At 71.5% G+C, this 21793-nt stretch carries 26 protein-coding genes and 2 pseudogenes; 13 read left to right on the top strand and 15 right to left on the bottom strand.

What is annotated here, in order from left to right:
- Positions 1-254 precede the first annotated feature (254 nt).
- Positions 255-1223, bottom strand: a complete 969-nt coding sequence (locus AB0H78_RS18370; RefSeq protein WP_363235451.1) for a diacylglycerol kinase family protein — start codon at positions 1221-1223, stop codon at positions 255-257.
- Positions 1224-1294: 71 nt separating this feature from the next.
- Between AB0H78_RS18370 and AB0H78_RS18365 the strand changes: the two genes are divergently transcribed.
- Positions 1295-1723, top strand: a complete 429-nt coding sequence (locus tag AB0H78_RS18365; protein WP_363235450.1) for a hypothetical protein — start codon at positions 1295-1297, stop codon at positions 1721-1723.
- Positions 1724-1734: 11 nt separating this feature from the next.
- Here AB0H78_RS18365 and AB0H78_RS18360 read toward each other — a convergent pair whose 3' ends face one another.
- From AB0H78_RS18360 to AB0H78_RS18350, 3 genes are all read right to left on the bottom strand, one after another.
- The gene (locus AB0H78_RS18360; protein WP_363235449.1) at positions 1735-2640 is read right to left on the bottom strand and encodes an RNA polymerase sigma factor SigF; all 906 of its coding nucleotides are present in this window, start codon (positions 2638-2640) and stop codon (positions 1735-1737) included.
- A gap of 23 nt (positions 2641-2663) precedes the next feature.
- Entirely contained in the window at positions 2664-3077 is a 414-nt protein-coding gene (locus tag AB0H78_RS18355) for an anti-sigma regulatory factor (protein ID WP_363235448.1), read from the bottom strand.
- Positions 3078-3299: 222 nt separating this feature from the next.
- A complete protein-coding gene (locus AB0H78_RS18350) occupies positions 3300-3560 on the bottom strand; it encodes a UBP-type zinc finger domain-containing protein (protein ID WP_363235447.1) in 261 nt (86 codons plus the stop codon).
- 54 nt (positions 3561-3614) lie between these two features.
- Here AB0H78_RS18350 and AB0H78_RS18345 point away from each other — a divergent pair, with 54 nt between their 5' ends.
- Positions 3615-5210, top strand: a complete 1596-nt coding sequence (locus AB0H78_RS18345; RefSeq protein WP_363235446.1) for a Na+/H+ antiporter — start codon at positions 3615-3617, stop codon at positions 5208-5210.
- Between the two features lie 166 nt (positions 5211-5376).
- Here AB0H78_RS18345 and AB0H78_RS18340 read toward each other — a convergent pair whose 3' ends face one another.
- Complete coding sequence (locus AB0H78_RS18340) at positions 5377-6264, bottom strand: pyridoxal-phosphate dependent enzyme (RefSeq protein WP_363235445.1); 888 nt, start codon at positions 6262-6264, stop codon at positions 5377-5379.
- Positions 6265-6392: 128 nt separating this feature from the next.
- Here AB0H78_RS18340 and AB0H78_RS18335 point away from each other — a divergent pair, with 128 nt between their 5' ends.
- The 4 genes from AB0H78_RS18335 (at position 6393) to AB0H78_RS18320 (ending at position 10039) form a co-directional block, all read left to right on the top strand.
- Positions 6393-7799 (top strand): family 2B encapsulin nanocompartment shell protein, encoded by a 1407-nt coding sequence (locus AB0H78_RS18335; RefSeq protein ID WP_363235444.1) that lies wholly within the window; start codon positions 6393-6395, stop codon positions 7797-7799.
- A gap of 72 nt (positions 7800-7871) precedes the next feature.
- Positions 7872-8906 (top strand): family 2 encapsulin nanocompartment cargo protein polyprenyl transferase, encoded by a 1035-nt coding sequence (locus tag AB0H78_RS18330; RefSeq protein ID WP_363235443.1) that lies wholly within the window; start codon positions 7872-7874, stop codon positions 8904-8906.
- Positions 8907-9041: 135 nt separating this feature from the next.
- Positions 9042-9302 (top strand): hypothetical protein, encoded by a 261-nt coding sequence (locus AB0H78_RS18325; RefSeq protein ID WP_363235442.1) that lies wholly within the window; start codon positions 9042-9044, stop codon positions 9300-9302.
- Positions 9303-9445: 143 nt separating this feature from the next.
- Complete coding sequence (locus AB0H78_RS18320; RefSeq protein ID WP_363235441.1) at positions 9446-10039, top strand: GNAT family N-acetyltransferase; 594 nt, start codon at positions 9446-9448, stop codon at positions 10037-10039.
- 3 nt (positions 10040-10042) lie between these two features.
- Here the strand turns inward: AB0H78_RS18320 and AB0H78_RS18315 are convergent, their stop codons facing one another.
- Positions 10043-10618: a TetR family transcriptional regulator gene (locus tag AB0H78_RS18315; RefSeq protein ID WP_363235440.1), complete on the bottom strand. Its 576-nt coding sequence runs from the start codon at positions 10616-10618 to the stop codon at positions 10043-10045.
- Between the two features lie 122 nt (positions 10619-10740).
- Between AB0H78_RS18315 and AB0H78_RS18310 the strand changes: the two genes are divergently transcribed.
- Together AB0H78_RS18310 and AB0H78_RS18305 are read left to right on the top strand one after the other, a co-directional pair.
- Entirely contained in the window at positions 10741-11322 is a 582-nt protein-coding gene (locus AB0H78_RS18310; RefSeq protein WP_363235439.1) for a dihydrofolate reductase family protein, read from the top strand.
- A gap of 58 nt (positions 11323-11380) precedes the next feature.
- A complete protein-coding gene (locus AB0H78_RS18305) occupies positions 11381-11812 on the top strand; it encodes a DUF6304 family protein (protein WP_363235438.1) in 432 nt (143 codons plus the stop codon).
- Positions 11813-11901: 89 nt separating this feature from the next.
- On the opposite strand, the gene AB0H78_RS18300 is transcribed toward AB0H78_RS18305, so the two are convergent.
- Positions 11902-12591 carry a hypothetical protein gene (locus AB0H78_RS18300; protein ID WP_363235437.1) on the bottom strand — a complete coding sequence of 230 codons (690 nt, stop codon included), beginning with the start codon at positions 12589-12591 and terminating at the stop codon, positions 11902-11904.
- A gap of 152 nt (positions 12592-12743) precedes the next feature.
- Between AB0H78_RS18300 and AB0H78_RS18295 the strand changes: the two genes are divergently transcribed.
- Together AB0H78_RS18295 and AB0H78_RS18290 are read left to right on the top strand one after the other, a co-directional pair.
- Entirely contained in the window at positions 12744-14741 is a 1998-nt protein-coding gene (locus AB0H78_RS18295) for a histidine kinase (RefSeq protein ID WP_363235436.1), read from the top strand.
- Positions 14729-15364, top strand: coding sequence for a response regulator transcription factor (locus AB0H78_RS18290; protein WP_363235435.1), 636 nt, complete (start codon positions 14729-14731; stop codon positions 15362-15364). The genes AB0H78_RS18295 and AB0H78_RS18290 overlap by 13 nt, the downstream gene beginning before the upstream one ends.
- Positions 15365-15393: 29 nt before the next feature.
- Here AB0H78_RS18290 and AB0H78_RS18285 read toward each other — a convergent pair whose 3' ends face one another.
- The 3 genes from AB0H78_RS18285 to AB0H78_RS18275 all read right to left on the bottom strand — a co-directional run bounded on the left by AB0H78_RS18285 (position 15394) and on the right by AB0H78_RS18275 (position 16853).
- On the bottom strand, positions 15394-16023 hold the full coding sequence (locus AB0H78_RS18285) for a class I SAM-dependent methyltransferase (RefSeq protein ID WP_363235434.1): 630 nt from the start codon (positions 16021-16023) through the stop codon (positions 15394-15396).
- Positions 16024-16093: 70 nt separating this feature from the next.
- Positions 16094-16510, bottom strand: coding sequence for a nuclear transport factor 2 family protein (locus AB0H78_RS18280; protein ID WP_363235433.1), 417 nt, complete (start codon positions 16508-16510; stop codon positions 16094-16096).
- The gene (locus AB0H78_RS18275) at positions 16446-16853 is read right to left on the bottom strand and encodes a DUF2809 domain-containing protein (protein WP_363235432.1); all 408 of its coding nucleotides are present in this window, start codon (positions 16851-16853) and stop codon (positions 16446-16448) included. The genes AB0H78_RS18280 and AB0H78_RS18275 overlap by 65 nt, the downstream gene beginning before the upstream one ends.
- Before the next feature lie 90 nt (positions 16854-16943).
- Here AB0H78_RS18275 and AB0H78_RS18270 point away from each other — a divergent pair, with 90 nt between their 5' ends.
- Positions 16944-17933 (top strand): NAD-dependent epimerase/dehydratase family protein, encoded by a 990-nt coding sequence (locus tag AB0H78_RS18270; RefSeq protein ID WP_363235649.1) that lies wholly within the window; start codon positions 16944-16946, stop codon positions 17931-17933.
- 6 nt (positions 17934-17939) lie between these two features.
- Here the strand turns inward: AB0H78_RS18270 and AB0H78_RS18265 are convergent, their stop codons facing one another.
- Both AB0H78_RS18265 and AB0H78_RS18260 read right to left on the bottom strand, forming a co-directional pair.
- Positions 17940-18308 (bottom strand): hypothetical protein, encoded by a 369-nt coding sequence (locus tag AB0H78_RS18265; RefSeq protein ID WP_363235431.1) that lies wholly within the window; start codon positions 18306-18308, stop codon positions 17940-17942.
- A gap of 8 nt (positions 18309-18316) precedes the next feature.
- On the bottom strand, positions 18317-18574 hold the full coding sequence (locus AB0H78_RS18260) for a hypothetical protein (RefSeq protein ID WP_363235429.1): 258 nt from the start codon (positions 18572-18574) through the stop codon (positions 18317-18319).
- 110 nt (positions 18575-18684) lie between these two features.
- On the opposite strand from AB0H78_RS18260, the pseudogene AB0H78_RS18255 reads away from it, so the two are divergent.
- Positions 18685-19002: pseudogene (locus AB0H78_RS18255) on the top strand (DUF952 domain-containing protein); the annotation flags it as partial.
- A 39-nt stretch (positions 19003-19041) separates the two neighbouring features.
- Positions 19042-19623, top strand: coding sequence for a DUF1349 domain-containing protein (locus AB0H78_RS18250; RefSeq protein ID WP_363235648.1), 582 nt, complete (start codon positions 19042-19044; stop codon positions 19621-19623).
- 207 nt (positions 19624-19830) lie between these two features.
- Here AB0H78_RS18250 and AB0H78_RS18245 read toward each other — a convergent pair.
- The 3 genes and pseudogenes from AB0H78_RS18245 to AB0H78_RS18235 form a co-directional block, all read right to left on the bottom strand.
- A pseudogene (locus AB0H78_RS18245) lies at positions 19831-19917 on the bottom strand (aminoglycoside phosphotransferase family protein); the annotation flags it as partial.
- Positions 19918-19939: 22 nt separating this feature from the next.
- Complete coding sequence (locus tag AB0H78_RS18240; RefSeq protein WP_363235428.1) at positions 19940-21157, bottom strand: MFS transporter; 1218 nt, start codon at positions 21155-21157, stop codon at positions 19940-19942.
- A complete protein-coding gene (locus tag AB0H78_RS18235) occupies positions 21154-21747 on the bottom strand; it encodes a winged helix-turn-helix domain-containing protein (RefSeq protein ID WP_363235427.1) in 594 nt (197 codons plus the stop codon). Before AB0H78_RS18235 ends, AB0H78_RS18240 begins: the two co-directional genes overlap by 4 nt.
- Between the last annotated feature and the right edge of the window lie 46 nt (positions 21748-21793).

Here is a 21793-nt window from a genome sequence, read left to right as displayed (position 1 = left end):
CCCACAGGTGAAGTGCCGAAAGTCACTTGACGTGACATCGTCCTTCGGGTTAGCAGAGGGGTTCCGGTGCTTCAGGGGGCCGATGGTGCGGGCCGTTCCGAGCGCCATGAAGAGATTCGCAAACCTCGGCGGCGGATACAACCCCTTCCGAGAAGTTTTTTTGGATTCCTCGGTGTCTGCTAGGTCACAGCCGTACTTCCATGGGGTGGAGCTCAGCCCAAACGTTCGAGTTAAAGGACTTTCGGCCCTTCCACTCACACAATCACACGCAGTGCACGGCGTACGCCTGTGAACGTCACGCTCGTACGCAGTCCCAGGTGGTCGCCGTCCATCTGAAACGGCAGTGGAACCTTGGAATGCAAGGAGAAGTCGGTCAGGTCGTGCAGGGAAACGGCGTGCTTTCCGTGCGGACCGCGTTCGGGTGTCGAAGTGAGCAGCTGGGTGCCGTAGCGGGCCGCCGCGGTGGGCGAGAGCTTCGAGAGCGAGAGCACGTCCAGCGCGGTCTCGAAGGAGGCCTCGGGGGAGGCGTACATGGGGCGATTGCCCAGGTAGGTGTAGGGGGAGGTGTTGCAGATTATGGACAGGACGAGGTCGGTGACCGGGTCCGCGCCGGGCCGCTCCAGGGTGATCGGACCGTGCCGGCGGTTGGGCTCGTCCAGGAACTGGCGTACGACCTGGCGTACGTACAGCGCGTGCGTCGAACGCTTCCCGCGTTCCCGCTGCTGTTCGACCCGTCCCACTACGCCCGCGTCGAATCCGAGGCCCGCGCAGAAAGTGAACCAGCGCGAAGGAACCCCTTCGTCGTCCGTGCCGGGTGTACCGGCCGCCAGACCGAGACTGACGGTGCGCTCACGGCGCTCACGGAGCGCATCCAGAATCGCCCCGGTCGCCTCGACGGCGTCGTTCGGCAGCCCCAGCGCGCGGGCGAAGACATTGGTGGAGCCGCCGGGGACGACCGCGAGGCCCGGCAGGCGGTCCAGGTCGGGACCGTGGTGCAGGAGGCCGTTGACGACCTCGTTGACCGTGCCGTCGCCACCCAGAGCGACGACGAGGTCGATGTCCTTGCTCTCCGCCGCCCGGCGGCCGAGGTCCCTGGCATGGCCCCGGTACTCGGTGGTGATCGCTTCCAGCTTCATCTCGCTGGCGAGGGCGTGGATGAGCACGTCGCGTACGCGCGCACTGGTGGTGGTGGCAGCTGGATTGACCACAAGGAGAGCGCGCATGGGCAGAAGATTACCTACCGTCTGGTACCTGGCCCAGTCCGGGCCCGTGAGGTGCCCGTTACGCTGCTGTGGTGAGCAGTGAGCAGACCCCCCCGAACCCGGCCGCCCCCCGTCCCGCCCGCCTGACGTACGCGGCGGCCCTCTGCGCTCTGGAGGGTGCGGCACTGGTCGTCGCCGGCGCGTACCTGCTGATCCGTGGTGCGGCGGATTCCGGCGGCGGTACGGAAATGGGTGCGACGACCGCGGTGACGCTGGTCGTGCTCGCGCTCATCCCGCTGATCGCGGCCCGCGGACTGCTGCGGCAGAAGGGCTGGAGCCGGGGGCCCGCGATCATCACGCAGATCATCGCGGTGCCGGTGGCCTACACCCTGCTCACGTCGGGGAACGGGCTGATCCCGGCCGGCATCGCGCTCGCGGCCGTCGCCGTCACCGCGCTGGTGCTGCTGGTGAACCCCGCGACCGCGAAGGCCCTGGACATCAGGGGCCCCCGCGACGCGTAACGGCTACCCCTCTACTCCTCGACGAGGAGCTTCTCGCGCAGCTGCGCCAGGGTTCTGGCGAGCAGGCGCGAGACGTGCATCTGGGAGATGCCGACTTCCTGGGCGATCTGCGACTGCGTCATGTTGCCGAAGAAGCGCAGCAGCAGGATCCGCTTCTCCCGGGGCGGGAGATCCTCCAGCAGCGGCTTCAGCGACTCGCGGTACTCGACGCCCTCCAGCGCCTCGTCCTCCGAGCCCAGCGTGTCCGCGACCGCGGGCGACTCGTCGTCCGTGTCGGGGACGTCCAGCGACAGCGTGGAGTAGGCGTTGGCCGACTCCAGGCCCTCCAGGACCTCTTCCTCCGAGATGCCAAGGCGCTCGGCCAGCTCATGGACCGTGGGGGAACGGCCGTGCTGCTGGGAGAGCTCCGCGGTGGCCGTCGTCAGCGAAAGACGCAGCTCCTGGAGGCGGCGCGGCACCCGTACCGCCCAGCCCTTGTCGCGGAAGTGACGTTTGATCTCGCCGACGACCGTGGGTGTCGCGTACGTGGAGAACTCGACCCCGCGCTCCGGGTCGAAGCGGTCCACCGACTTGATCAGGCCGATCGTGGCGACCTGGGTCAGGTCGTCCAGCGGCTCGCCCCGATTGCGGAAACGGCGTGCCAGGTGCTCGACCAGGGGCAGATGCATCCGCACCAGGGCGTTGCGCAGCTCGGCCTTCTCCGGGGAGCCGTCGGGGAGCTTGCCCAGTTCGACGAACATTTCCCGCGCCGCACTGCGGTCGCGCGGATCGCGCTGTTCTTTCCGCTCGTGGTGCTCGTGCTGCTGCTCGCTCATAGGACCCGCCTGCTCTGCCTTCGCCTGCTCTGCGGCGTCGAGAAGTCCATCCACCGGGTGCGGCCGGGCCTGCTGCTCCGGGATCGATCCCGTGCTCACCATGTCCCTCACCGGACCGTCCTCGTTCACGCCGGCCCGGGTCCCGCGCCGCGCTTCTTGTACAGGCTGATGGAGACCGTACGGTCGTCGGCGACCGTGGCGTCCACCTGGCCCGCGAGCGCGGAGAGCACCGTCCAGGCGAAGGTGTCGCGCTCAGGGGCGCGTCCGTCAGTCGTGGGGGCCGACACGGTGACTTCGAGAGAGTCGTCGATCAGCCGGAACACACAGCTCAACACCGAGCCGGGCACGGCCTGCTGAAGCAGGATCGCGCACGCCTCGTCGACCGCGATGCGCAAGTCCTCGATCTCGTCGAGAGTGAAGTCCAGACGCGCTGCGAGGCCGGCGGTCGCCGTACGCAGCACCGACAGGTAAGCACCCGCAGCCGGCAGCCGGACTTCCACGAAGTCCTGATTCCCGGGCTCGCCTGCGATAGGGGACACCCTCACCTCCAAGGTGGCACAAGCTCGTTCGGGTTCTCCGGAGGCGCTCCTCCAGGAACCATGCGCGGTGACGCTATCGCGATCCGTCGTCGCGTGTCGTCGTGGCCCCGGTTCTCCCGCCCCGAAGGCTGTCACTCATGGTAAGCCTACGGGTACGGACAGTGGCTAGGGGTCTGCGGGCCCAATTGTGAAGCGGGGGCGTCGGGTTGACGTACCCAGACGTCAGACGATCGAACCGTCGACAAAGCACCAGCGCCAGCTCTCGCCGGGCTCGAAGCTCCGCATCACGGCGTGACCGGTCTCCTTGAAGTGCAGCGTCGCATGCTGGAACGGCGACGAATCGCAGCAGCCGACATGGCCGCAGACCAGGCAGAGCCGCAGTTGGACGGGGTGCGATCCGGCGGCAAGGCACTCCAGGCAGGTCTCGCTCAGGGGGACGGGCTCGGGGCGCGGCAGTTCGGCTGTGTGCTGGCACTCGCTCATGATGTCCAGGTTAATTGCGGTCCGAGTGACCTGAGCGTGAGGGCGGGCGGAAAGATGGATGCATTGCCGCTGGTGGCACTGGTGGCGGGCAGCGCCGTCGTGGCGGGAGTGGCGCGCCGGACACCGATTCCGGCGCCGCTGCTGCTGGTCGCGGTGGGGCTGATCGCGGCGTACGTGCCCGGGGTGCCCGAGTACGCGCTTGACCCGGGGATCGTGCTGCCGCTGATCCTGCCGCCGCTCCTCTACACGGCCGCCGTGGACTCCTCCTACCTGGACCTGCGGGCCAATTTCCGGCCTGTGGCGCTGCTTTCGGTGGGGTACGTGCTCTTCGCGACGCTGGCCGTGGGGTGGCTGGCGTATCTGCTGGTGCCCGATCTGCCGCTGACCGCCGCGCTGGTCCTGGGGGCCGTCATCGCGCCGCCGGACGCGGTGGCGGCGACCGCCATCGCGCGCAAGGTGGGGCTGCCCTCGCGGATCACCACGATCCTCCAGGGCGAGTCGCTGGTGAACGATGCGACGGCCATCACCGCGTACAAGGTGGCGCTCGCGGCCGCCGTGGGGGAGGGGGCCAGCTGGGCGGGCGGGATCGAGGAGTTCGCGCTGGCGGCCGTCGGGGGTGTGGGGGTCGGACTGGTGCTGATGGTGCCGCTGCACTGGCTCCGTACGCATCTGACGGAGGCCCTGCTGCAGAACACGCTGTCGCTGCTGATCCCGTTCGTCGCGTACGCGGCCGCCGAGCATGTGCACGCGTCCGGGGTGCTGGCGGTGGTGGTCGTGGCGCTGTATCTGGGGCACAGGTCGTGGCAGGTCGACTTCGCGACGCGGCTGCAGGAGGAGGCCGTGTGGAAGATGGTCTCCTTCATTCTGGAGTCGGCCGTCTTCGCGCTGATCGGGCTGCAGTTGCCCTTCGTACTGAAGGGGCTGGGGGAGTACGAGGGGTGGGAGGCCGGCTGGTACGCGGTCGCCGTCTTCGTGCTCGTGGTGGTGGTGCGCTTCGTGTGGGTGTTCCCCGCGACGTTCCTGCCACGGGTGCTTTTCGCGCGCATCCGTGCCCGCGAACCCGACACGGACTGGCGGGCGCCGCTGATCGTGGGGTGGGCGGGGATGCGGGGGGTGGTCTCGCTGGCCATCGCCTTCTCCATTCCGGTGGCGGTGGACGGGGAGAGCTTCCCCGCGCGCAATCTCGTGCTCTTCCTCACGTTCACGACGGTGATCGCGACCCTGGTCGTGCAGGGGCTGACGCTGCCGCCGATGATCCGGCTGCTCAAGATCCCGGGCCGCGATGTGCACGCCGAGACGCTCGCCGAGGCGCAGGCGCAGAGCGAGGCTTCGCGGGCGGCGGAGGAGCGGCTCGACGCACTGCTGGCGGAGGAGGAGAACGCGCTGCCGCAGCCGCTGGCGGACCGTCTGCGTACGGTCCTGGAGCGGCGGCGCAATGCGGTGTGGGAGCGGCTGGGGGCGGTGAACGCGGTCACGGGGGAGAGCGCCGACGAGACGTACCGGCGGCTTGCCCGGGAGATGATCGAGGCGGAGCGGGCGGTGTTCGTGGAGCTGCGGGACGCGCGGCGGATCGACGACGAGATGCTGCGGACGCTTCTGCGGCGGCTGGACCTGGAGGAGGCGGCGGCGTACCGGGAGGCGGCGGAGTAGCCCCCCGATCCCGGGGCTCGCAGCCCCGGCCCCGCCTTCGCAGGGGCTACGCCCCCAGCACCCCCGATCACGGCCTCCGGCCGCTCGTCCTCAATCGCCGGACGGGCTTGATTTTGCTGACACCGGCTTGAGGGTCCGGGGCGGAGCCCCGGGGTGGGGGTGCGGTTCAGGGGCGTCCTGTGATCACTGCCGCCACCCTCGTTCCGCGGGGGAACGCGCCCTCCTCCGTCAGTGCGGTCAGCCCCATCAGCATCTTCGCCACGTAGACCCGCTCGACCGGCAGTCCGTGGCGTTGCTCGAAGTCCCCCGCGAAGGCCTCCAGTTCGGGCGTCGTACGCGCGTAGCCGCCCGCGTGGAAGCGGTCGTCCAGCGTCCAGGCACCCGCCGGCCCCCCGAACGCCTCGCGCTGAAGCCGCCGTACCTCCTTCCCGAGGAAGCCGCCCTTCAGCACCGGAAAGCCGATCGCCCGCTGCGCAGGCGCGAGACCCGCCGCGAGCCCGGCCAGCGTGCCGCCCGTGCCCACGGCGACCGCCGCCACGTCCACCGTCAGGTCCACCGCGTCCCGGAGCTCCCGGCCCAGCTCCGTACAGCCGTGCACCGCCAGGGAGTTGCTGCCGCCCTCGGGTACGACATACGCATCAGCGAAGGCGGGCGGGACCGACTTCGCGCGGTACGTCGCCCGGTCCACGAAGTGCAGGCGCATGCCGTCCGCCGCGCACTGCGCCAGCGAGGGGTTCAGCGGGCGGCCGGCCAGTTCGTCGCCCCGTACGACACCGATCGTCGCGAAGCCGAGCAGGCGGCCCGCGGCCGCCGTGGCGCGCAGATGGTTGGAGTACGCGCCGCCGAAGGTGAGCAGCGGGCGGCCCGCCGCGGCCGCCAGGTTCGGGGCCAGCTTGCGCCACTTGTTGCCCGTGAGCTCCGGGTGGATCAGGTCGTCGCGCTTGAGCAGCAGCTGGACGCCGTGGCGGGCGAACCGGTCGTCGGAGACCGGCTGGAGCGGGGAGGGGAGGTGCGGCTGGAGCGGCGGCAGTGGACGCGGTGGTTCCGGGGACATGGGGCGATTGTCGCCGCCTTTCCCCGCCGGAGGGCCGAACAGTCTCCTTCGTTTGTGTAATGGCGCGGCGACTCCCCGTGGTGGAAGGCTCGCTGGCGCAGGTCAGCGCTTGATCGAGAGGGAGTCAGATGTCGGTTGGCGAAGAGATCCGCGAGCAGCAGGCCCCGCCTCAGCAGAGTCTGGGCACGGCTGCCGCGCGGAACTTGGCGACCACCACCAAGTCCGCGCCGCAGATGCAGGAGATCACCTCGCGGTGGCTGCTGCGGATGCTGCCGTGGGTGCAGGTGCAGGGTGGTACGTACCGGGTGAACCGCCGGCTCAGTTACTCCGTGGGAGACGGGCGTGTCACGTTCGTCCAGACCGGCGACCGCGTGGCCGTCATCCCCGCCGAGCTGGGCGAGCTGCCCGCGCTGCGGGACTACGAGGACGAGGCGGCCCTCGCCGAGCTCGCACAGCGGTGCGCGCAGCGGGAGTTCGCGGCAGGCGAGGTGCTGGCCGCGGCGGGATCGGTCAACGACCGGGTGTTCCTGCTCGCCCACGGACGCGTCGAGAAGATCGGCTCCGGGCAGTACGGCGGCGAGACCGTCCTCGGAGTGCTCGCCGACGGCGCGCACCTGGGGGACCAGGCGCTCCTCGACGGGGACTCCACCTGGGAGTACACCGCCAGGGCCGCCACCGCCTGTACGGTGCTCGAGCTCACCCGGGCCGATGTGCTCAACCTGGCCGAGCGTGCGGGCTCGCTCCGGGAGCACCTGGACCGGCTCGCGTTCGTACCGGAACAGCGGACCAACAAGCACGGCGAGGCGGCGATCGACCTCTCCGCGGGACATGTGGGCGAGGCGATCGTCCCGCACACCTTCGTGGACTACGACGCGGCGCCGCGCGAGTACGAACTGAGCGTCGCGCAGACGGTGTTGAAGGTGCACAGCCGGATCGCCGATCTCTACAACCAGCCCATGAACCAGACCGAGCAGCAGTTGCGGCTCACGGTCGAGGCGCTGCGCGAGCGCCAGGAGTACGAGCTCATCAACAACCGTGAGTTCGGGCTCCTGAACAACGCCGACTACAGCCAGCGGCTGCAGCCGCACGACGGGGCGCCCGGCCCCGACGACATGGACGAACTGCTGTCGCGCAGGCGCGGATCGAAGATGATCCTCGCGCATCCGCGGGCGATCGCCGCCTTCGGACGGGAGTGCAACAAGCGCGGGCTCTACCCCGACAGCATCGAGGTGGCCGGGCACCATGTGCCCGCCTGGCGCGGGGTGCCGATCTTCCCCTGCAACAAGATCCCGGTCTCCGACGCCCGGACGACCTCGATCATCTGTATGCGTACGGGCGAGGCGGAGCAGGGTGTCATCGGCCTGCAGCAGGCGGGCATCCCGGACGAGATCGAACCGAGCCTCTCGGTGCGGTTCATGGGCATCGACGAACAGGCGATCATCTCCTACCTGGTGACGGCCTACTACTCGGCGGCGATCCTGGTACCGGACGCGCTGGGCGTGCTGGAGAACGTTGAGGTCAGTCGCTGGCGCTGAGTGCGTGGAGAGTGCGGGCCCGGGCCGGTGTCCCGGGCCCGGGCCCGCACCCCGTGAGGAAGGTGGATCGGCGTGATCACTGCACAATCCGCGACCGAGGGCCACGAGGCAGCCGCTCTCCTGGAGCGGACCCGGATCGCGGTCAACCCCCGGCTCCGCTCGGCGATCGAGACGCTGCCGGGCTCCCTGCGCCGTATCGCGATGTACCACTTCGGCTGGGAGCTGCCCGACGGCACCCCGGCCGCCGGGCAGGCCGGCAAGGCGATCAGGCCCGCGCTGGTGCTCGCCGCGGCGCAGGCGGTGGGCGGGCGTACGGAGCCTGCCGTACGGGCGGCGGCCGCCGTGGAGCTGGCGCACAACTTCACCCTGCTGCACGACGACGTGATCGACCAGGACCCCACCCGCAGACACCGGCCCACCGCCTGGACCGTCTTCGGCATACCGGACGCGATCGTCGCCGGTGACGCACTGCTCGCGCTCGCGCTGCGGCTGCTCGCCGAGGACGCCCATCCGGCCTCCAGGGCGGCCTCGGAGCGGCTCGCGGCCTGTGTCATCGAGCTCTGCGCCGGCCAGCAGGCGGACTGCGCCTTCGAGGACCGCAGCGATGTCACGCTGGAGGAGTGCCTGACGATGGCCGAGGCCAAGACCGGTGCGCTGCTCGGCTGTGCGTGCGCGCTCGGTGCGCTGTACGCGGGAGCGGACGGCGAAGTGGTCGACGCCATGGACGCGTTCGGCCGGGAGGCCGGGCTCGCCTTCCAGCTGATCGACGACCTCATCGGCATCTGGGGCGACCCCGACCGGACCGGGAAACCGGCCGGTGCGGATCTGGCCGCCCACAAGAAGTCGCTGCCCGTGGTCGCCGCCCTGTCCTCGGGCACGCCCGCCGCGGCCGAACTGGAAGGGCTCTACCGGGGGCCGATGAACGCCGCTGCCATACGGGCCGCGACCGAGGCCGTGGAGCGGGCGGGCGGCCGGGACTGGGCGCAGATGCAGGCGGCCGACCGGATGTCCCGTGCGGTGCACCACCTGGCGCGGGCGGTGCCCGACCTGGCGGCGGCGGGAGGGCTGTTGTCGCTGGCGGAGTTCGTGACGCGGCGTAATCACTGAACAGTTTTCCGGACGGGCGGATGAGGGGACTGTGGGCCTGGCGCGCCCACGTCAGGCCTCATCCGCCGTACGGCACGGTGGCGGGCTGTAGAACTGCCCGCGATCGACGTACCGCTTCCGGAAGGACCCCCGCCCGTGCCCACTGCCCGTCACACTCTCGGCGCTGCCGCAGCCGCCGCGTTCCTCGCCCTGGCCGCCCCTTCGGTCGCGTACGCGGACGGCGTTCCGGACGCCGACGCGCTCACCACGGTGGAGACCCCGGTGAGGTCCAAGGTGAACAGCCCGCTCGACCTGAACCGCACCGCGAACCAGGTCGGCACCGTCGCCGGGACCGTGCTCGACAAGGCGTCGACCGAGAGCAACCCGAAGGCCGGGGTCACGGCACTCGGCGGCTGACCGCCGTACCTGAGCCTTGTGTGCCCCGTCGCGGATCCGTGGCGGGGCACCCGGCTGTTCGGGCCCCAACTCTAAGATCAGCCCGGACAGTTGCCCGGCTCAGCAGCCGGACGGTCGGACGGTCGGACGAGAGGGTCATGGGGATGGGTGTGGCGATACGGCAGGCGGGCGCGAACGACCGCGAGGTGCTGGTGCGGCTGTTGGACAGCGCGTTCCAGCAGGACCCGGTGAGCGGGTGGGTCTTCCCCGACGAGGCGCACCGGCGGGCGGTGCACGGGAAGTTCCTCGGCGTCTTCATCGACATCACCCTCGCCGAGGGGCGGGTCGATCTCCTGGAGGACGGATCCGCGATGGCCCTGTGGCTCGACGTGCCCGCAGGCGAGCCCGAGGGCGAGGACGAGGTCCCCGCCCTGATGCGCGAGACGGCCGACCGGGAGAACGAACGGGCCGAGATGGTGGGCCGGTTGATGGGGGCTGTCCATCCGCACGACCGGGCCCACGCGTATCTGCTCATGATCGGGGTGAGCCCCGAGCGGCAGGGCGAGGGGCTGGGGACCGCGTTGATGGCGCCGGTCCTGGAGCGCTGCGACCGTGAGGGGACGCCCGCCTATCTGGAGGCGAGCAGCGCGCGCAGCAAGGTGCTGTACGAGCGGCTCGGGTTCGTCTTCATGGGGAGGACCGTGGAGCTGCCCGACGGGCCTTTGATGTGGCCCATGTGGCGCGAGCCGCGCGGCTGACCGTCATTCCGCCGGGACGATCCGCTCGACGAGCGCGTCGACGAGCCGGGCGGTGGTGTCCTCGCCCAGGAGGCCGGGCAGGGTGAGGTGTTCGATCAGCAGGCCCGTCATGGAGACGTACAGCAGCCGTACGGTCTCGGCGTCGCCCGGCATGCCCGAGTCCAGGTGGAACCGGATGTTGGCGTCCAGGACGGCCTGCAGGGCCTCGGTCAGTTCCGCGCGCAGGGCGGGCCGCCGGGTGGCCTCCAGGCGCAGTTCGAGGAGCGCCAGATAGCCGTTGCGCTCCTTCTCCATGCGCTCGACGAGCCACCGCATGAGGCCGGTGACGAGCGCGCGTGAGGGCCCGGGGCGCAGGGCCTCGGCGACCTCCGCGGGGTCGGGCGTCATTCGTACGTGGATGTGGCGCCCGGCCTGGGTCAGCAGGTCGTCGCGGCTGGCGAAGTAGTTGGACGCGGTGCCGGCCGGGACGCCGGCCTGCGCGTCGACCGCGCGGAAGGTGAGCCCTCGCGCGCCTTCCAGGGCGAGTACGTCGATCGCCGCGTCGACCAGGGCGGTCCTGCGTTCCGGATTCCGTGCCATGTCTTTCTCCTGCTCCTCTGAACTCCCCGTGCATCAAAAGGTCTTGTGCAACCACTACACATGGAGCACTATAGCTGTCGTGGTTCACGGACGGCCACATCCCCGAGACCAAAGAGGCCGGTTTGCGCAAGCTCTCGTACTACGTCGGTGCCTCCATCGACGGCTTCATCGCAGCGCCCTCCGGGGCCTACGACTTCTATCCGATCGGCGCATCCTTCCTGAAGGACTTCCTGATCGGCGAGTATCCGGAGTGCCTGCCCACACACGTGCGCGGCCCCCTCGGCATCGACGGCGTGCCGAACACCCACTTCGACACGATCGTCCAGGGGCGGACGACCTACGGCGCGGCGCTGGACATCGGCGTCACGAGCCCGTTCGCGCACCTGCGCCAGTACGTGGTCTCGCGCTCGATCGCCGAGAGCCCCGACCCCGCGGTCGAGATGATCTCCGGCGATGTCCTGGCCGCGGTGCGCGCGCTCAAGGCGGAGGAGGGCGGGCTCGGGATCTATCTTGCGGGCGGCGCCGATCTGGCGGCGCAACTCCTCCCGGAGATCGACGAACTGATCATCAAGGTCTATCCGATCGTCGTCGGCGCGGGCATTCCGCTCTTCTCGGCCGAATTCGGCGTCGTCGACTTCGCACTCGACGAATTGAAGAGCTTCGACAACGGGACGATCGTGACGAAGTACTCCAGGAAGCGGTAATTCCGGACTTGATCACTCCTTGTGACGGCGGGCCCGTGGCACCGCTACAGTCCCGCTCATGACAGCACAGTCGTGGGCCGGCTGGTACCGGGACCGCCATGGATCGGAAGCCTTCGTCATCACCGTCGAAGGGCGGCAACTGCACACCAGCATCAGGGGTGTTGAGTACGTGGGGGACTCCTTCGACGCGCTCGCACCCGCGCGGGACATATCGGCGGCGGCAGGAGACGGCGCGCTGGGCGACTGCGTACTGGAGTGGGACATGCCGCTGCCGGTCCTGTCGACCGGCGGCGAGGTGCACCAGGCCACCCTCAGCTGCCTGCTGGCGCTGCGGCGGCCGGACACCGACCTCGGCGTGACCCTGCACTCGGGCGGTGCGCGGTACTCCGCAGGGAACAACGACGGCGACTTCGGGGCCGCGCTCGCACTGATCCAGGAGCAACTGCCGCCGGGGAGCTCGCTCCAGGCGCCGTTCACCGTGAACGTGTAGCGCTCTGCGGGTGCCCGCGGACGGCCTTCGGCCCCGCACCGGATCCCCCTCCGGTGCGGGGCCGCCCCCGTGTCCCCGTGCGGTGCGGGTCAGGCCGTCGTGCGTGCGCGGGCGTACCAGGCGATCAGTACGGTGGCGACCGCCGACGGGATCGCCGCGATCAGGCCGGCGACGCCGCTGGAGAGCGCGAAGCTCAGCAGCATCCCGACGATGAACAGCGCGGCCAGCGGGCGCGGCACCGTGCGTGCCCGGAAGAGCGCGATGCACACGAGCACCGAGCCGGCGATCTGGGCGAGCGCGCTGGGCGCCAGGATGTTGGTGTAGAGGTCGGTGTGGTCGTTGATGTACGCGACGAAGCTGTGGCCCGAAGCGGTGGGCAGGGCGGCGGAGTCGGTCGCGTACCCGTACAGCACACCGATGGCCCCGAAGCCGGAACTGACCAGCGCGCCCGACGCGATCAGCAGTACGGAGCCGATGCGGGCGAGTGCCGCGCCGCGCTCGCGGACCAGGACCAGGACGGCGAAGGCGAGGCCGACGCAGAACAGGGCGTAGAGCGGTCCTCCGTAGGCGAACACCGCGTAGAAGCGGTCGCGGTGGCCGGAGGCGTCGCCATAGCTGTATCCGTTGTGCGGGTCGCCGCCCGGCGTGAGGACGGCGAACAGCGCGTTCACGACGGAGCCGACCGCGACGACCGCGAGTGCGGCGGTGGCCAGGGTGCGCATGCCGGTGGCGAGGGGCGCGGCGGCGACAGGTGCGGCGAGGTGCTTGGTGTCGGTCATGGGTCTCTCCCCGAAGTGGTGGCCGAGCGGCTGAGGTTCTGTCACAGCACTCTGGCCGTGCGGGAGTCGGTGCCACATCGGGGGAGGCACGGGACGATTCTGCGTGCTGCCACGGATACCGCGAACAGTGACCGCGGCCCTACCGTGAGTGCATGCGTGAGCGTGTGAAAGCTTTGCGTTCAGGAGCCTGGCTCCGGCCGGCGGCCACCGGGATCGTGGTGCTCGCGGGCGCCGTGACCGGGCTCGTCTGCGCAGTCCTCCTCACCGTCCGACCGGCGCCCGCCGCAGGCGACATCCTGCTCTTCGCCGGGGCCGCAGCCGTCGGGGCCGTGTCCCTCGCGCTCGGGCTCTTCGTCGCCCGGCGCCGGCCCCGCAACCCCGTCGGACCCCTGCTCGCCCTCACCGGTCTGATGCCCCCGCTGATCATCGGCATCGACACGTACTGCGGCGCGGGCCTGGCCAGGGGCCGTCCGCTCCCCGGGGCCGAGGCGGTCCGCCAGCTCACCGCCGGCTGGTGGACCCTCTGGTACGTCCCGGTGATGCTGCTCGTCCTCCTCTTCCCCGACGGCCGCCTGCCGGCCGGACGCCGCCCCCGGCTGGTCCTGTGGGGCGTGCTCGTCGTCCCCCTCGTTTTCGATGTGCTGGCGATGCTCGACCCGACCCCGTACGACCCGCCCTTCCAGGACTTCGGCCACCCGCTGCCCACGATCCCCGCCGGCTACGCCTGGATCGCGCTGCCCCCGCTCGCCCTGATGATGGCGCTGCTCGTCCTCTCGGCCCTGGTGATGCGCGGCCGCTACAGGGCGGCACGGCCCGTCGAGCGGGCGCAGGTGAAGTGGTTCGCGCTCGGGGCGCTCGCGCTGCCCGGGACGCTGCTCTGCTGCTGGGCGGACTACCTGGTCCTCGGCGAGGTGGGGGCGCTGATCTGGCTGGGGCTCATCGCCCTGTACGCCGGTGTGCCCGCGCTCACCGCGCTCGCCCTCCTGCGTCACGACCTCTACGACGTGGACCGCGTCGCGGGCGCGGTCGCCACCTGGGGCGTGGTCACCGCCGGGCTCCTCGCGGCCTATTCGGCGGTGGCCTTCGCGGGCGGGTTCGCCGTCGGGCGGGGCGGCGCGGTGTCGGCCGCGGCGCTCACCGCGCTGGTCGCGGCGGCGCTCGTACCCGTCAAGAACCGGATACGGCGGCGGGTGGACCGGCGGCTCTTTCCCGTACGGCAGGCGGCGCTCGCCGCCGTGGACGCGCTGGAGTACGAGGTCCACGAAGGCCGTGCGCGCCCCGAGCAGCTGGAATCCGTGCTGCGCGAAGCGCTGCGCGCGCCGGGGCTGCGGGTGGGCTACCTGCTGCCCGGCGGGAGCGAATTCCGGGACGCGGACGCCGAGTTGGTGGCGGGGCGTAGCCAGGTCCCGGTGCGGCTCGGCAGCCGTACGATCGGGATCGTCGCCGGGGCGGACTGCCCGCGCGAGGTCGCCGCGGCCTGCGTCCTGCTCGTCGAGACCGTACGGCTGCGCCTCGAACTCGGCCAGGCGCTCGGCGACGTCGAGGCCAGCCGGGCCCGGATGCTCCGCGCCGGATACCGCGAACGGGCGCGCCTGGAAAGGGACTTGCACGACGGGGCCCAGCAGCGGCTCGTCACCCTCGGCATGGCGCTGCGCCTCGCCCAGCGCCACCTCGACGACGGAAGCATCGACGTGGACGGACTCCTGGACCAGGCGGTGGCCGAACTGGGCACAGCGGTCGCGGAGTTGCGCGAGCTCGCGCACGGCCTGCGTCCCTCCTCGCTCGACGACGGACTCGGGCCCGCGCTCGAAGCGCTCTGCGCCCGCGCCCCCATCGCCCTCGACTGGCGCCTGGAGCGCCCCGAACTGCCCGACGAGGTCGCCACCACCGCGTACTACGTCGCCAGCGAAGCCGTCACCAACGCCGTCAAACACGCGGGCGCCGAGCGGATCGGGCTGCGCGTCCACGAGGAGGGCGAGTCCATCCGTATCGCCGTCGAGGACGACGGCTGCGGCGGCGCGGGGGTACGCCCCGGGTCGGGGCTCGCAGGACTCGCCGACCGGGTGGCCACCCTCGGCGGGATCCTTCGGGTCTCAAGTCCGGCCGGAAACGGCACAGTCGTGGAGGCGGTCCTGCCATGCGCATCGTGATCGGCGAGGACTCCGCGCTCTTCAGGGAGGGTCTCGCACGACTGCTCGCCGACGCCGGCCACGAGATCGTGGGCCGGGCGGCGGACGCCCCCGCACTGGTCGCAGCGGTCTCCGCGACCCGCCCCGACCTGGCGGTCATCGACATCAGGATGCCGCCCGACCTGACCGACGACGGGGCGCGCGCGGCCCGTCTCGTACGGGAGGAGTTCCCCGACCTCGGGATCGTGCTGCTCTCCCAGCACATCGAGACGCGCAACGCCGTCGAGCTGGTGGCGCGCGGCGGGTTCGGCTACCTCCTCAAGGACCGGGTCTTCGACGTGGACGACTTCCTGGAGGCGCTGCGCAGGGTCGCGGCCGGCGGCTCGGCGCTCGACCCGGAGGTGGTGGCGCGGATGCTGGGCGCGCGGCGCGACCCCCTGGCCACGCTGACGCCGCGCGAGGCGGAGGTGCTGTCGCTCATGGCGGAGGGCCGCACGAACCTCGGGATCGCGCGCAGGCTCTGGCTTACCGAGCGGACGGTGGAGACCCATGTGGGCTCCATCCTCTCCAAGTTGGGCCTGGCGACGGGGGAGGAGCACAACCGGCGGGTGCTCGCGGTGCTGGCCTATCTCACCTCGGCCTGACGCACGCGGCCGCACGCCCCCCCTGCGCTCTAGCGTCCCCGCCGCGCGGCACCCCGCGACCGCTCGGCCGTCAGCACCCCGCAGGAGACCCCCTTCTGCCCCATGCGTACGCAGGTGAAGTCGCGCCGTGCGAAGAGCTCGCCGAGCAGCCGGTCGACCTCGGCCTGGTGGCCTTCGGGCCAGCCGGGCTGCGGGTAGAGGTCGTCGATCACATACGTACCGTGCGGCTTGACCAGCTTCAACGCGGCGTCCAGGTGCGTGAATTTGCCCGGCCAGGTGTCGGCGAAGATCAGATCGAAGGGCTGACCGCGGTACGTGTCCAGCCACGCCCCGCCGTCCCCCGTCACAAAGCTCACCCGCGGGTCGTCGCCCAACTCCTTGCGGGCGACGCCCTGCACGCTCTCGTCGAGCTCGACGCTGATCAGTTCCACACCCTCGGCGGCCATCCCGCTGAGCAGCCAGGCGGAGCCCGCGCCCACCCCGGTGCCGAGTTCGAGGATGCGGCCGCCGGACGGCACCGCCGCGGCGAGCGTGGCGAGGAAGGCACCGGTGCGGTCCTCGCAGGACAGGGTGAAACCGGCGTCCGATGCGGCGCTGCGCAGGGCCGCGAGGGCCGCGGGCCCCTCCGGTACGGGAGCGTGGTCGAAGTCGTACATCATGAGGCCCCTCCGGAGATGTCGATGCACCCGAATCTAGCCGCTCACCTGCGGGAGCGAACAGCAATTGCGGCTACATGAGCGGAGACAGGCCGAGCGGGCCCTCGGGCTCCTGGTGTCCGGGCGTGCTGTGCCAGTAGTCGCGGGTCTCCACGGCGAGCCCGTCCGCCTCCCGGAAGCGTACGAACACACACCCGGCCAGCGTGCACGGCTTCCCGTCCTCCTCGGCCAGCACCCTGAACTCGGCGACGGCGACGCCGCCTTCGGTCAGCAGCGGCTCGCCGAAGCGCACGTCGAGGGCGTGCTCGTCCTCGAAGGAGCGCCGGATGTACGCGGTGATCTCGCCGCGCCCGCGGTGCGGGGCGCGGAAGGGCATGGACCGGTGGACGCAGTCCTCGGCGTACAGCTCCGAGATGGCGTCCGCGTCACCGCTCCTCCACCCGAACTCCCAGACACGCACGAACCGTTGAGCGGCGTCCTTGATGTCCATGGCTGATCCCCTTCACTCCGCCGACGCACCAGCACAGGGCCGCCCCCACGACGTACCAGAACAGGTCCGGCGCGTTGAAGGTCGACCCGAGGAGCGGCCGCAGGGCGGCCGGGATCCCCACGATCTGCAACAACTCGACGGCCCAGCTGAATCCCAGCGCGATGCCCGCGGCGACGGCGGTGCGCAGCCGGGGCGCGACGACGACCACGACGGCGCACACCATCACCGTGTACAGGGCGTCCCCCGCGTACTTCGCGAACTCCCCGCCGCCCCAGGCCCGCACGGCAAGTCCGGCGGCGACGGTCACCACCGCGCCGGCGAGTGCCCACAAGCGTCTGCTCATGCCGGAAACCTTACGCACTGAGCGGATTCCGCTGAGAGCGTGCGCAGCCGCCCCGCGCACCGGACTCCGGGCAGGGTGGCAGTCATGACCATGAAGCTACTGATCCTCGGCGGTACCGAATTCGTGGGCCGGGCCGTGGCGGAGGACGCCATCGGCCGGGGCTGGGACGTCACGGTCCTCCATCGCGGCACCAACCCCGCCCCGCCCGGAGCCACCGCGCTGCACGGCGACCGCACGACCCCCGACGGCCTGGCGGCGCTGGGCGACGGGTCCTGGGACCTGGTGGTGGACACCTGGTCGGCGGCCCCCGCGGTCGTACGGGAATCCGCCCGCCTCCTCGCGGCGCGGGCCGGCCACTACACGTACGTCTCCAGCCGCTCCGTCTACGCCTACCCGACCCCCGCAGGCGCCGACGAGACCGCCCCGGTGGTCGAGTCGGACCCCGGCCTGACGGGCGAGATCCCGTACGCGGAGGGCAAGGCCGGCGGCGAATTGGCGGCCGTCGAGTCGTTCGGCGACCGCGCGCTGCTGGCCAGGGCGGGCCTGATCATCGGCCCGTACGAGAACATCGGCCGCCTCCCGTGGTGGCTGAACCGCATCGCCCGGGGCGGCCCCGTCCTGGCGCCGGGCCCGCGCGACCTGCCGCTCCAGTACATCGACGCCCGCGACCTGGCGGCCTGGGTCCTCGACGCGGCGCAGGCGGGCCTGTCGGGCGCGTACGACACGGTCAGCGCGCCCGGCCACACCACGATGGGCGAACTCCTGGACGCCTGCGTCGCGGCGACGGGGTCCGCGACGGCGGAGCTGCGCTGGACGGACCCCGAGCCGATCGCCGCGGCGGGCATCGAGCCGTGGATGCAGCTCCCGATCTGGATCCCGCCGGGCGAGCTGCACGACTCGGTGCACCAGGGCGATGTCTCCAAGGCGCTTGCGGCGGGCCTGAGTTGCCGCCCGATCGGGGAGACGGTGACGGACACCTGGACCTGGCTGCGGTCCCTGGGCGGCACGGCCCCCCAGCGCAAGGACCGGCCGGTGGTGGGCCTGGACCCGCGGCTGGAGGAGAAGGTGCTCCGGGGCTGAGCGGCGTTACGGACTGAGGTCCAGGGTGCGGACCGGTTCGCCGGCCCACCGGCCCGGCGCGGTGGTCGCGATGACCGCTCCGTCGGGGCGATCGGGGGTGGGCTGCGCCGCGTACTGGCTGTGTGCCGCTGCCCACCCCTCCTGTCGCGCGACCACGAGGGTGGCTGCCAGGTCCAGATCGAGGACGGTGATGCCAGGCAGGGACGCCAGGTGCTCCGCCGTGCCGGGGCGGGCGCGGTCGGCTTCGACGAGAGCGCAGGCCGGGGCGTACAGGAACCAGCCCGCCTCTGCGTGCGCCCGATGGATGAGCCGGGACGCGAGGACGTTCCCTTGGCCGACCGCGGCCATCGCGGTGTCGTCCAGAACGATGTGCATGGCATCGCTCACTGCACGGCCCCCTGTGCCAGGCGGCGGTCGAGCTCGCTGTCCAGGTCATGCTGCTCGGCCGGAGTCGGGGCGTAACCGTTCCACTCCCGCAATGCGGTCAGTGCCTGCTCGGCGCGCTCGGCCCGCTCGGCCGGGGTCAGCAGGGTCTCGGCGAGACGGGCCAGGTATGCGCGCAGCGACAGGCCCTCCGCGGTGGCGATGGCGGCGAGGCGGTCTCTGGCTTCCTCGGGGATACGGACGTTTGCATCGGACATCGTCGTGCTCCTTCCCATGGCATCAGGGTACGGGTACGTACCCGTACCCGCCATGCGATCTGGACAACTGCGACCGAATGGGCCCCGGCCGTCCCGGCTAGCGTGGCCCCATGACAGCCCTCCTGCACCTCACCGAGCGCACCCTGTGGGACGCCGCCCTCACCTCCGGTACGTACGAGATGTCCACCCGCGGCCGCACCCTCCAGGAGGAGGGCTTCATCCACACCTCGCTCCGCCACCAGGTCGTCGCGGTCGCCGGATTCCTCTACGGCGACTGGACCGGCCCCGGCGACCTCGTCCTCCTCACCATCGACAGCGACCGCCTCGCCGCGCCCCTGCGCTACGAACCCCCGGCTCCCGGCGCCGAGGACTTCCCCCACATCTACGGCCCGGTCCCCGTCGACGCCGTCGTCAAGGTCCAGCCCTGGAACGGCGGTTACGACCTCGACTGGTCCGACGCCGCCTGGCTGAATGCGCCCGCGGCCATCGACCGCGACGGCGACCACCTTCTCGTCACCACCCGCGACAAGACCGACTTCTGGCGCACGACGAGCTACGGCTTCGTGCACGACGACGGCCATGCCCTCCTCACCGACCTGCCCGCCGGATCCGCCGTGGAGGTCACCTTCGACTCCGCCGGCTTCACCGACCTCTACGACCAGGCCGGCCTCATGGTCCGTGTCGACGAGAGCACGTGGATCAAGGCGGGCATCGAAGTCACCGACTCCGCACCGCACTTGGGTGCCGTCGTCACCCACGGCAGCTCCGACTGGTCCATGGCCCCCGTCCCCGACTGGGCGGGCCGCCGCGTCACGGTCCGTGCGAGCCGCGTCGGCGATGCGGTCACGATCCGCGCCCGCTGCGAGGACGGCCCCTGGCGCATGGTCCGCCTCGCGCCGCTCGCCCCCGATGCCGCCGCCTCCGCGGGCCCCTTCTGCTGCTCGCCGCAACGCGCGGGCCTTCAGGTCCGCTTCACCCGCCTCGCGGTCGGCCCGGCCGATACGGAACTGCACGCGGACCCGGCCCCGATCAACCCCGCACGGAACTGAGCACCAGCTCCACGGCCGCGTCCAGCTGCTCCAACTCCCGTGCGCTCATCGTCGGGTTGGCCGCCCGCATCGCCCTCGCCCCCGCGAGATCCCCGGCTCCATCGCGCCCCTTCAGCAGCGCGGCGAGCCCGGCGCGGGCGCCCTCCGCCAGCTCCGGTGATCCCTCGGCACCGCCGCCGCCTCGTCGGCGGTGAGCGTCCTCATGCCGTCGCGGTAGCGCCGCAGCACCCACGCGTCGTCCAGCGCGTACACGTCGGCATCGCGCCCGGAACCCAGCAGCTGATCGGTCGGCATGGCCCGAACCTACCGGCCCCGTCTAGAACTTGGCGGTACGCAGGCTACGCACCGAGAGCCCGACCCCCGCCGCCACCAGGCACACCGCTCCGCACCCCGCGAAGAACGCCGCAGCCCCCCAGGCCGCCGCGACCAGCCCCGCCAGCGGCAGCAGCAGCGGGCTCAGTCCCAGCGTGCAGAGCCCGGTCACGGAGGAGACCCGGCCCAGATAGCGGGGGTCGGTCTCCTTCTGGAGCAGGGCGTTGCCGATCACCATGGCCGCCCCGCTCGCCGCCCCCGTCACCGCCCCGAGCGCGACCGCGAGCCCAGGCGAGGGGATGCGCCCGACCAGGGTGATGGCGACCGCCGTGAGGACCAGGGCGCCGGTCAGGAAGAGCCCGGCGTACGGAATGCGGCGCGCGGCCGTCAGCACCAGCGCGGAGACCGCACCGCCCACCGAGAAGGCGGCCAGGATTCCGGCCAACACCCCTGTGCCCCAGCCCCGTTCGCCGGTGAGCAGCACCAGACCCACCGCCACAGGGCCGCTGAAACACATCTCGCCCAGGCCGATCACGATCACCAGCCGGGTGAGGTGTCGGTTGCGCCGGAGGTAGCCGAACCCGTCGCGGAAGTCGGCCCAGGCGCTCGCCCGCGGACCGGTCGTCTCCCGTACGGAAAGCGGCTCCACCCGTACGCCGAGCAGCAGCACCAGCGACGCCCCGAACAGCAGCCCCGCGCCCCCAAGCGCCGCCGAAGGGCCCCCGACGCCCAGCACCAGCCCGCCGATCAGCGGCCCGACCGCATTGCTCAGCCGTACCGCCAGCGCGCGCATCCCCTGCACACGGCCCAGCTGGTCCTGCGGCGCGATCTGCGGCGGCAGTGCGCCGACGGCCGGCATGAACAGCGCGTCCACGGTGCCGAAGACGACGGCCAGCACGTACAGCAGCCACAGCTCGGCCCCCGCCGCGTACACGGCCACGGCCACCGCCAGGATCACCGCGCACCGCACGGCGTCGCTGACGACGACCACCCTTCGCGCCCCGAACCGGTCGGCGACCACCCCGCCCCCGAGCATCAGCACGGCGCGCGGCACGGCACCTGCGGCGAGCACGGCGCCTGCCTGGGCGGGGCCTGCCGTACGGGTGACGGCCCAGGTCAGCGCGAGAAAGTAGACGACGTCCCCGGTGACCGAGGCGGTGTAGGCGCCCACCCAGCGCAGGACGTTGGTGTCGCGGTAGGCGGCGGCGGTCGTCGCCGTCACTCCTCCACCAGGGGAAAGGCCTGCAGCTGTACGGAGACGCGCTCCGACCCCGGTGAACTCGCTTGCCGGTTGCGGTACTTGGCGACCGTCGCGACGATCTCCGCCTTCATCGCGTCGAGCTCGGCGGGGGTGAGCTCCACCGTGTAGTCGGCGAAGATCGCGGCCGCGTGCCAGTCGTCGGAGAGCAGCGGAACCGTGCTCGCCACCCTGCGCAGCTGCTCCCCGTACGCGAGGACGACCGCCTGCGTGTAGGCGCGGCTGTCGGCGTCGTCGGAAGCGGCGTGGGCGTGGTCGGCCGGGTCGTGGAAGGACTGCCGGTGCACGGCACGCCACCACCGGTCGCGCCGGTTGCCCCGCTCGGCGTCCTCCTCGATGAGGCCGCCGGCCGCGAGGCGCCGCAGGTGATAGCTGGCGGCACCGGGGTCGAGGTCGTACAGCCGGGCCAACTGCCGTGCGGTGGACGGGCCGTACTGCCGCAGCCGCCCCAGAAGGGTGAGCCGCAGGGGATGGGCGAGGACGCGGAGAGTGGCGGCATCCAGGGATATGTCGCGGTCCGGATCGGGGGAGAGCGGGGCTGTCGGATCGGTCATGGGAACGAGACTAGAAGCAGAAGAACTCTTCCGGAAGGGTTCTTCC

The organism is Streptomyces sp. NPDC050738 (genome assembly GCF_040654175.1).
In the GTDB taxonomy this organism is placed as follows: domain Bacteria; phylum Actinomycetota; class Actinomycetes; order Streptomycetales; family Streptomycetaceae; genus Streptomyces.
This window is presented reverse-complemented; position numbering and strand designations above follow the sequence as displayed.

Excerpts from the sequence above, each read along its gene's own strand:
- AB0H78_RS18370 (WP_363235451.1), bottom strand. The coding sequence starts at position 1,223 with ATGCGCGCTCTCCTTGTGGTCAATCCAGCTGCCACCACCACCAGTGCG.
- AB0H78_RS18360 (WP_363235449.1), bottom strand. The coding sequence starts at position 2,640 with ATGGTGAGCACGGGATCGATCCCGGAGCAGCAGGCCCGGCCGCACCCG.
- AB0H78_RS18350 (WP_363235447.1), bottom strand. The coding sequence starts at position 3,560 with ATGAGCGAGTGCCAGCACACAGCCGAACTGCCGCGCCCCGAGCCCGTC.
- AB0H78_RS18345 (WP_363235446.1), top strand. The coding sequence starts at position 3,615 with ATGGATGCATTGCCGCTGGTGGCACTGGTGGCGGGCAGCGCCGTCGTG.
- AB0H78_RS18340 (WP_363235445.1), bottom strand. The coding sequence starts at position 6,264 with ATGTCCCCGGAACCACCGCGTCCACTGCCGCCGCTCCAGCCGCACCTC.
- AB0H78_RS18335 (WP_363235444.1), top strand. The coding sequence starts at position 6,393 with ATGTCGGTTGGCGAAGAGATCCGCGAGCAGCAGGCCCCGCCTCAGCAG.
- AB0H78_RS18320 (WP_363235441.1), top strand. The coding sequence starts at position 9,446 with ATGGGTGTGGCGATACGGCAGGCGGGCGCGAACGACCGCGAGGTGCTG.
- AB0H78_RS18315 (WP_363235440.1), bottom strand. The coding sequence starts at position 10,618 with ATGGCACGGAATCCGGAACGCAGGACCGCCCTGGTCGACGCGGCGATC.
- AB0H78_RS18305 (WP_363235438.1), top strand. The coding sequence starts at position 11,381 with ATGACAGCACAGTCGTGGGCCGGCTGGTACCGGGACCGCCATGGATCG.
- AB0H78_RS18300 (WP_363235437.1), bottom strand. The coding sequence starts at position 12,591 with ATGACCGACACCAAGCACCTCGCCGCACCTGTCGCCGCCGCGCCCCTC.
- AB0H78_RS18295 (WP_363235436.1), top strand. The coding sequence starts at position 12,744 with ATGCGTGAGCGTGTGAAAGCTTTGCGTTCAGGAGCCTGGCTCCGGCCG.
- AB0H78_RS18290 (WP_363235435.1), top strand. The coding sequence starts at position 14,729 with ATGCGCATCGTGATCGGCGAGGACTCCGCGCTCTTCAGGGAGGGTCTC.
- AB0H78_RS18285 (WP_363235434.1), bottom strand. The coding sequence starts at position 16,023 with ATGATGTACGACTTCGACCACGCTCCCGTACCGGAGGGGCCCGCGGCC.
- AB0H78_RS18280 (WP_363235433.1), bottom strand. The coding sequence starts at position 16,510 with ATGGACATCAAGGACGCCGCTCAACGGTTCGTGCGTGTCTGGGAGTTC.
- AB0H78_RS18275 (WP_363235432.1), bottom strand. The coding sequence starts at position 16,853 with ATGAGCAGACGCTTGTGGGCACTCGCCGGCGCGGTGGTGACCGTCGCC.
- AB0H78_RS18270 (WP_363235649.1), top strand. The coding sequence starts at position 16,944 with ATGAAGCTACTGATCCTCGGCGGTACCGAATTCGTGGGCCGGGCCGTG.
- AB0H78_RS18265 (WP_363235431.1), bottom strand. The coding sequence starts at position 18,308 with ATGCACATCGTTCTGGACGACACCGCGATGGCCGCGGTCGGCCAAGGG.
- AB0H78_RS18260 (WP_363235429.1), bottom strand. The coding sequence starts at position 18,574 with ATGTCCGATGCAAACGTCCGTATCCCCGAGGAAGCCAGAGACCGCCTC.
- AB0H78_RS18235 (WP_363235427.1), bottom strand. The coding sequence starts at position 21,747 with ATGACCGATCCGACAGCCCCGCTCTCCCCCGATCCGGACCGCGACATA.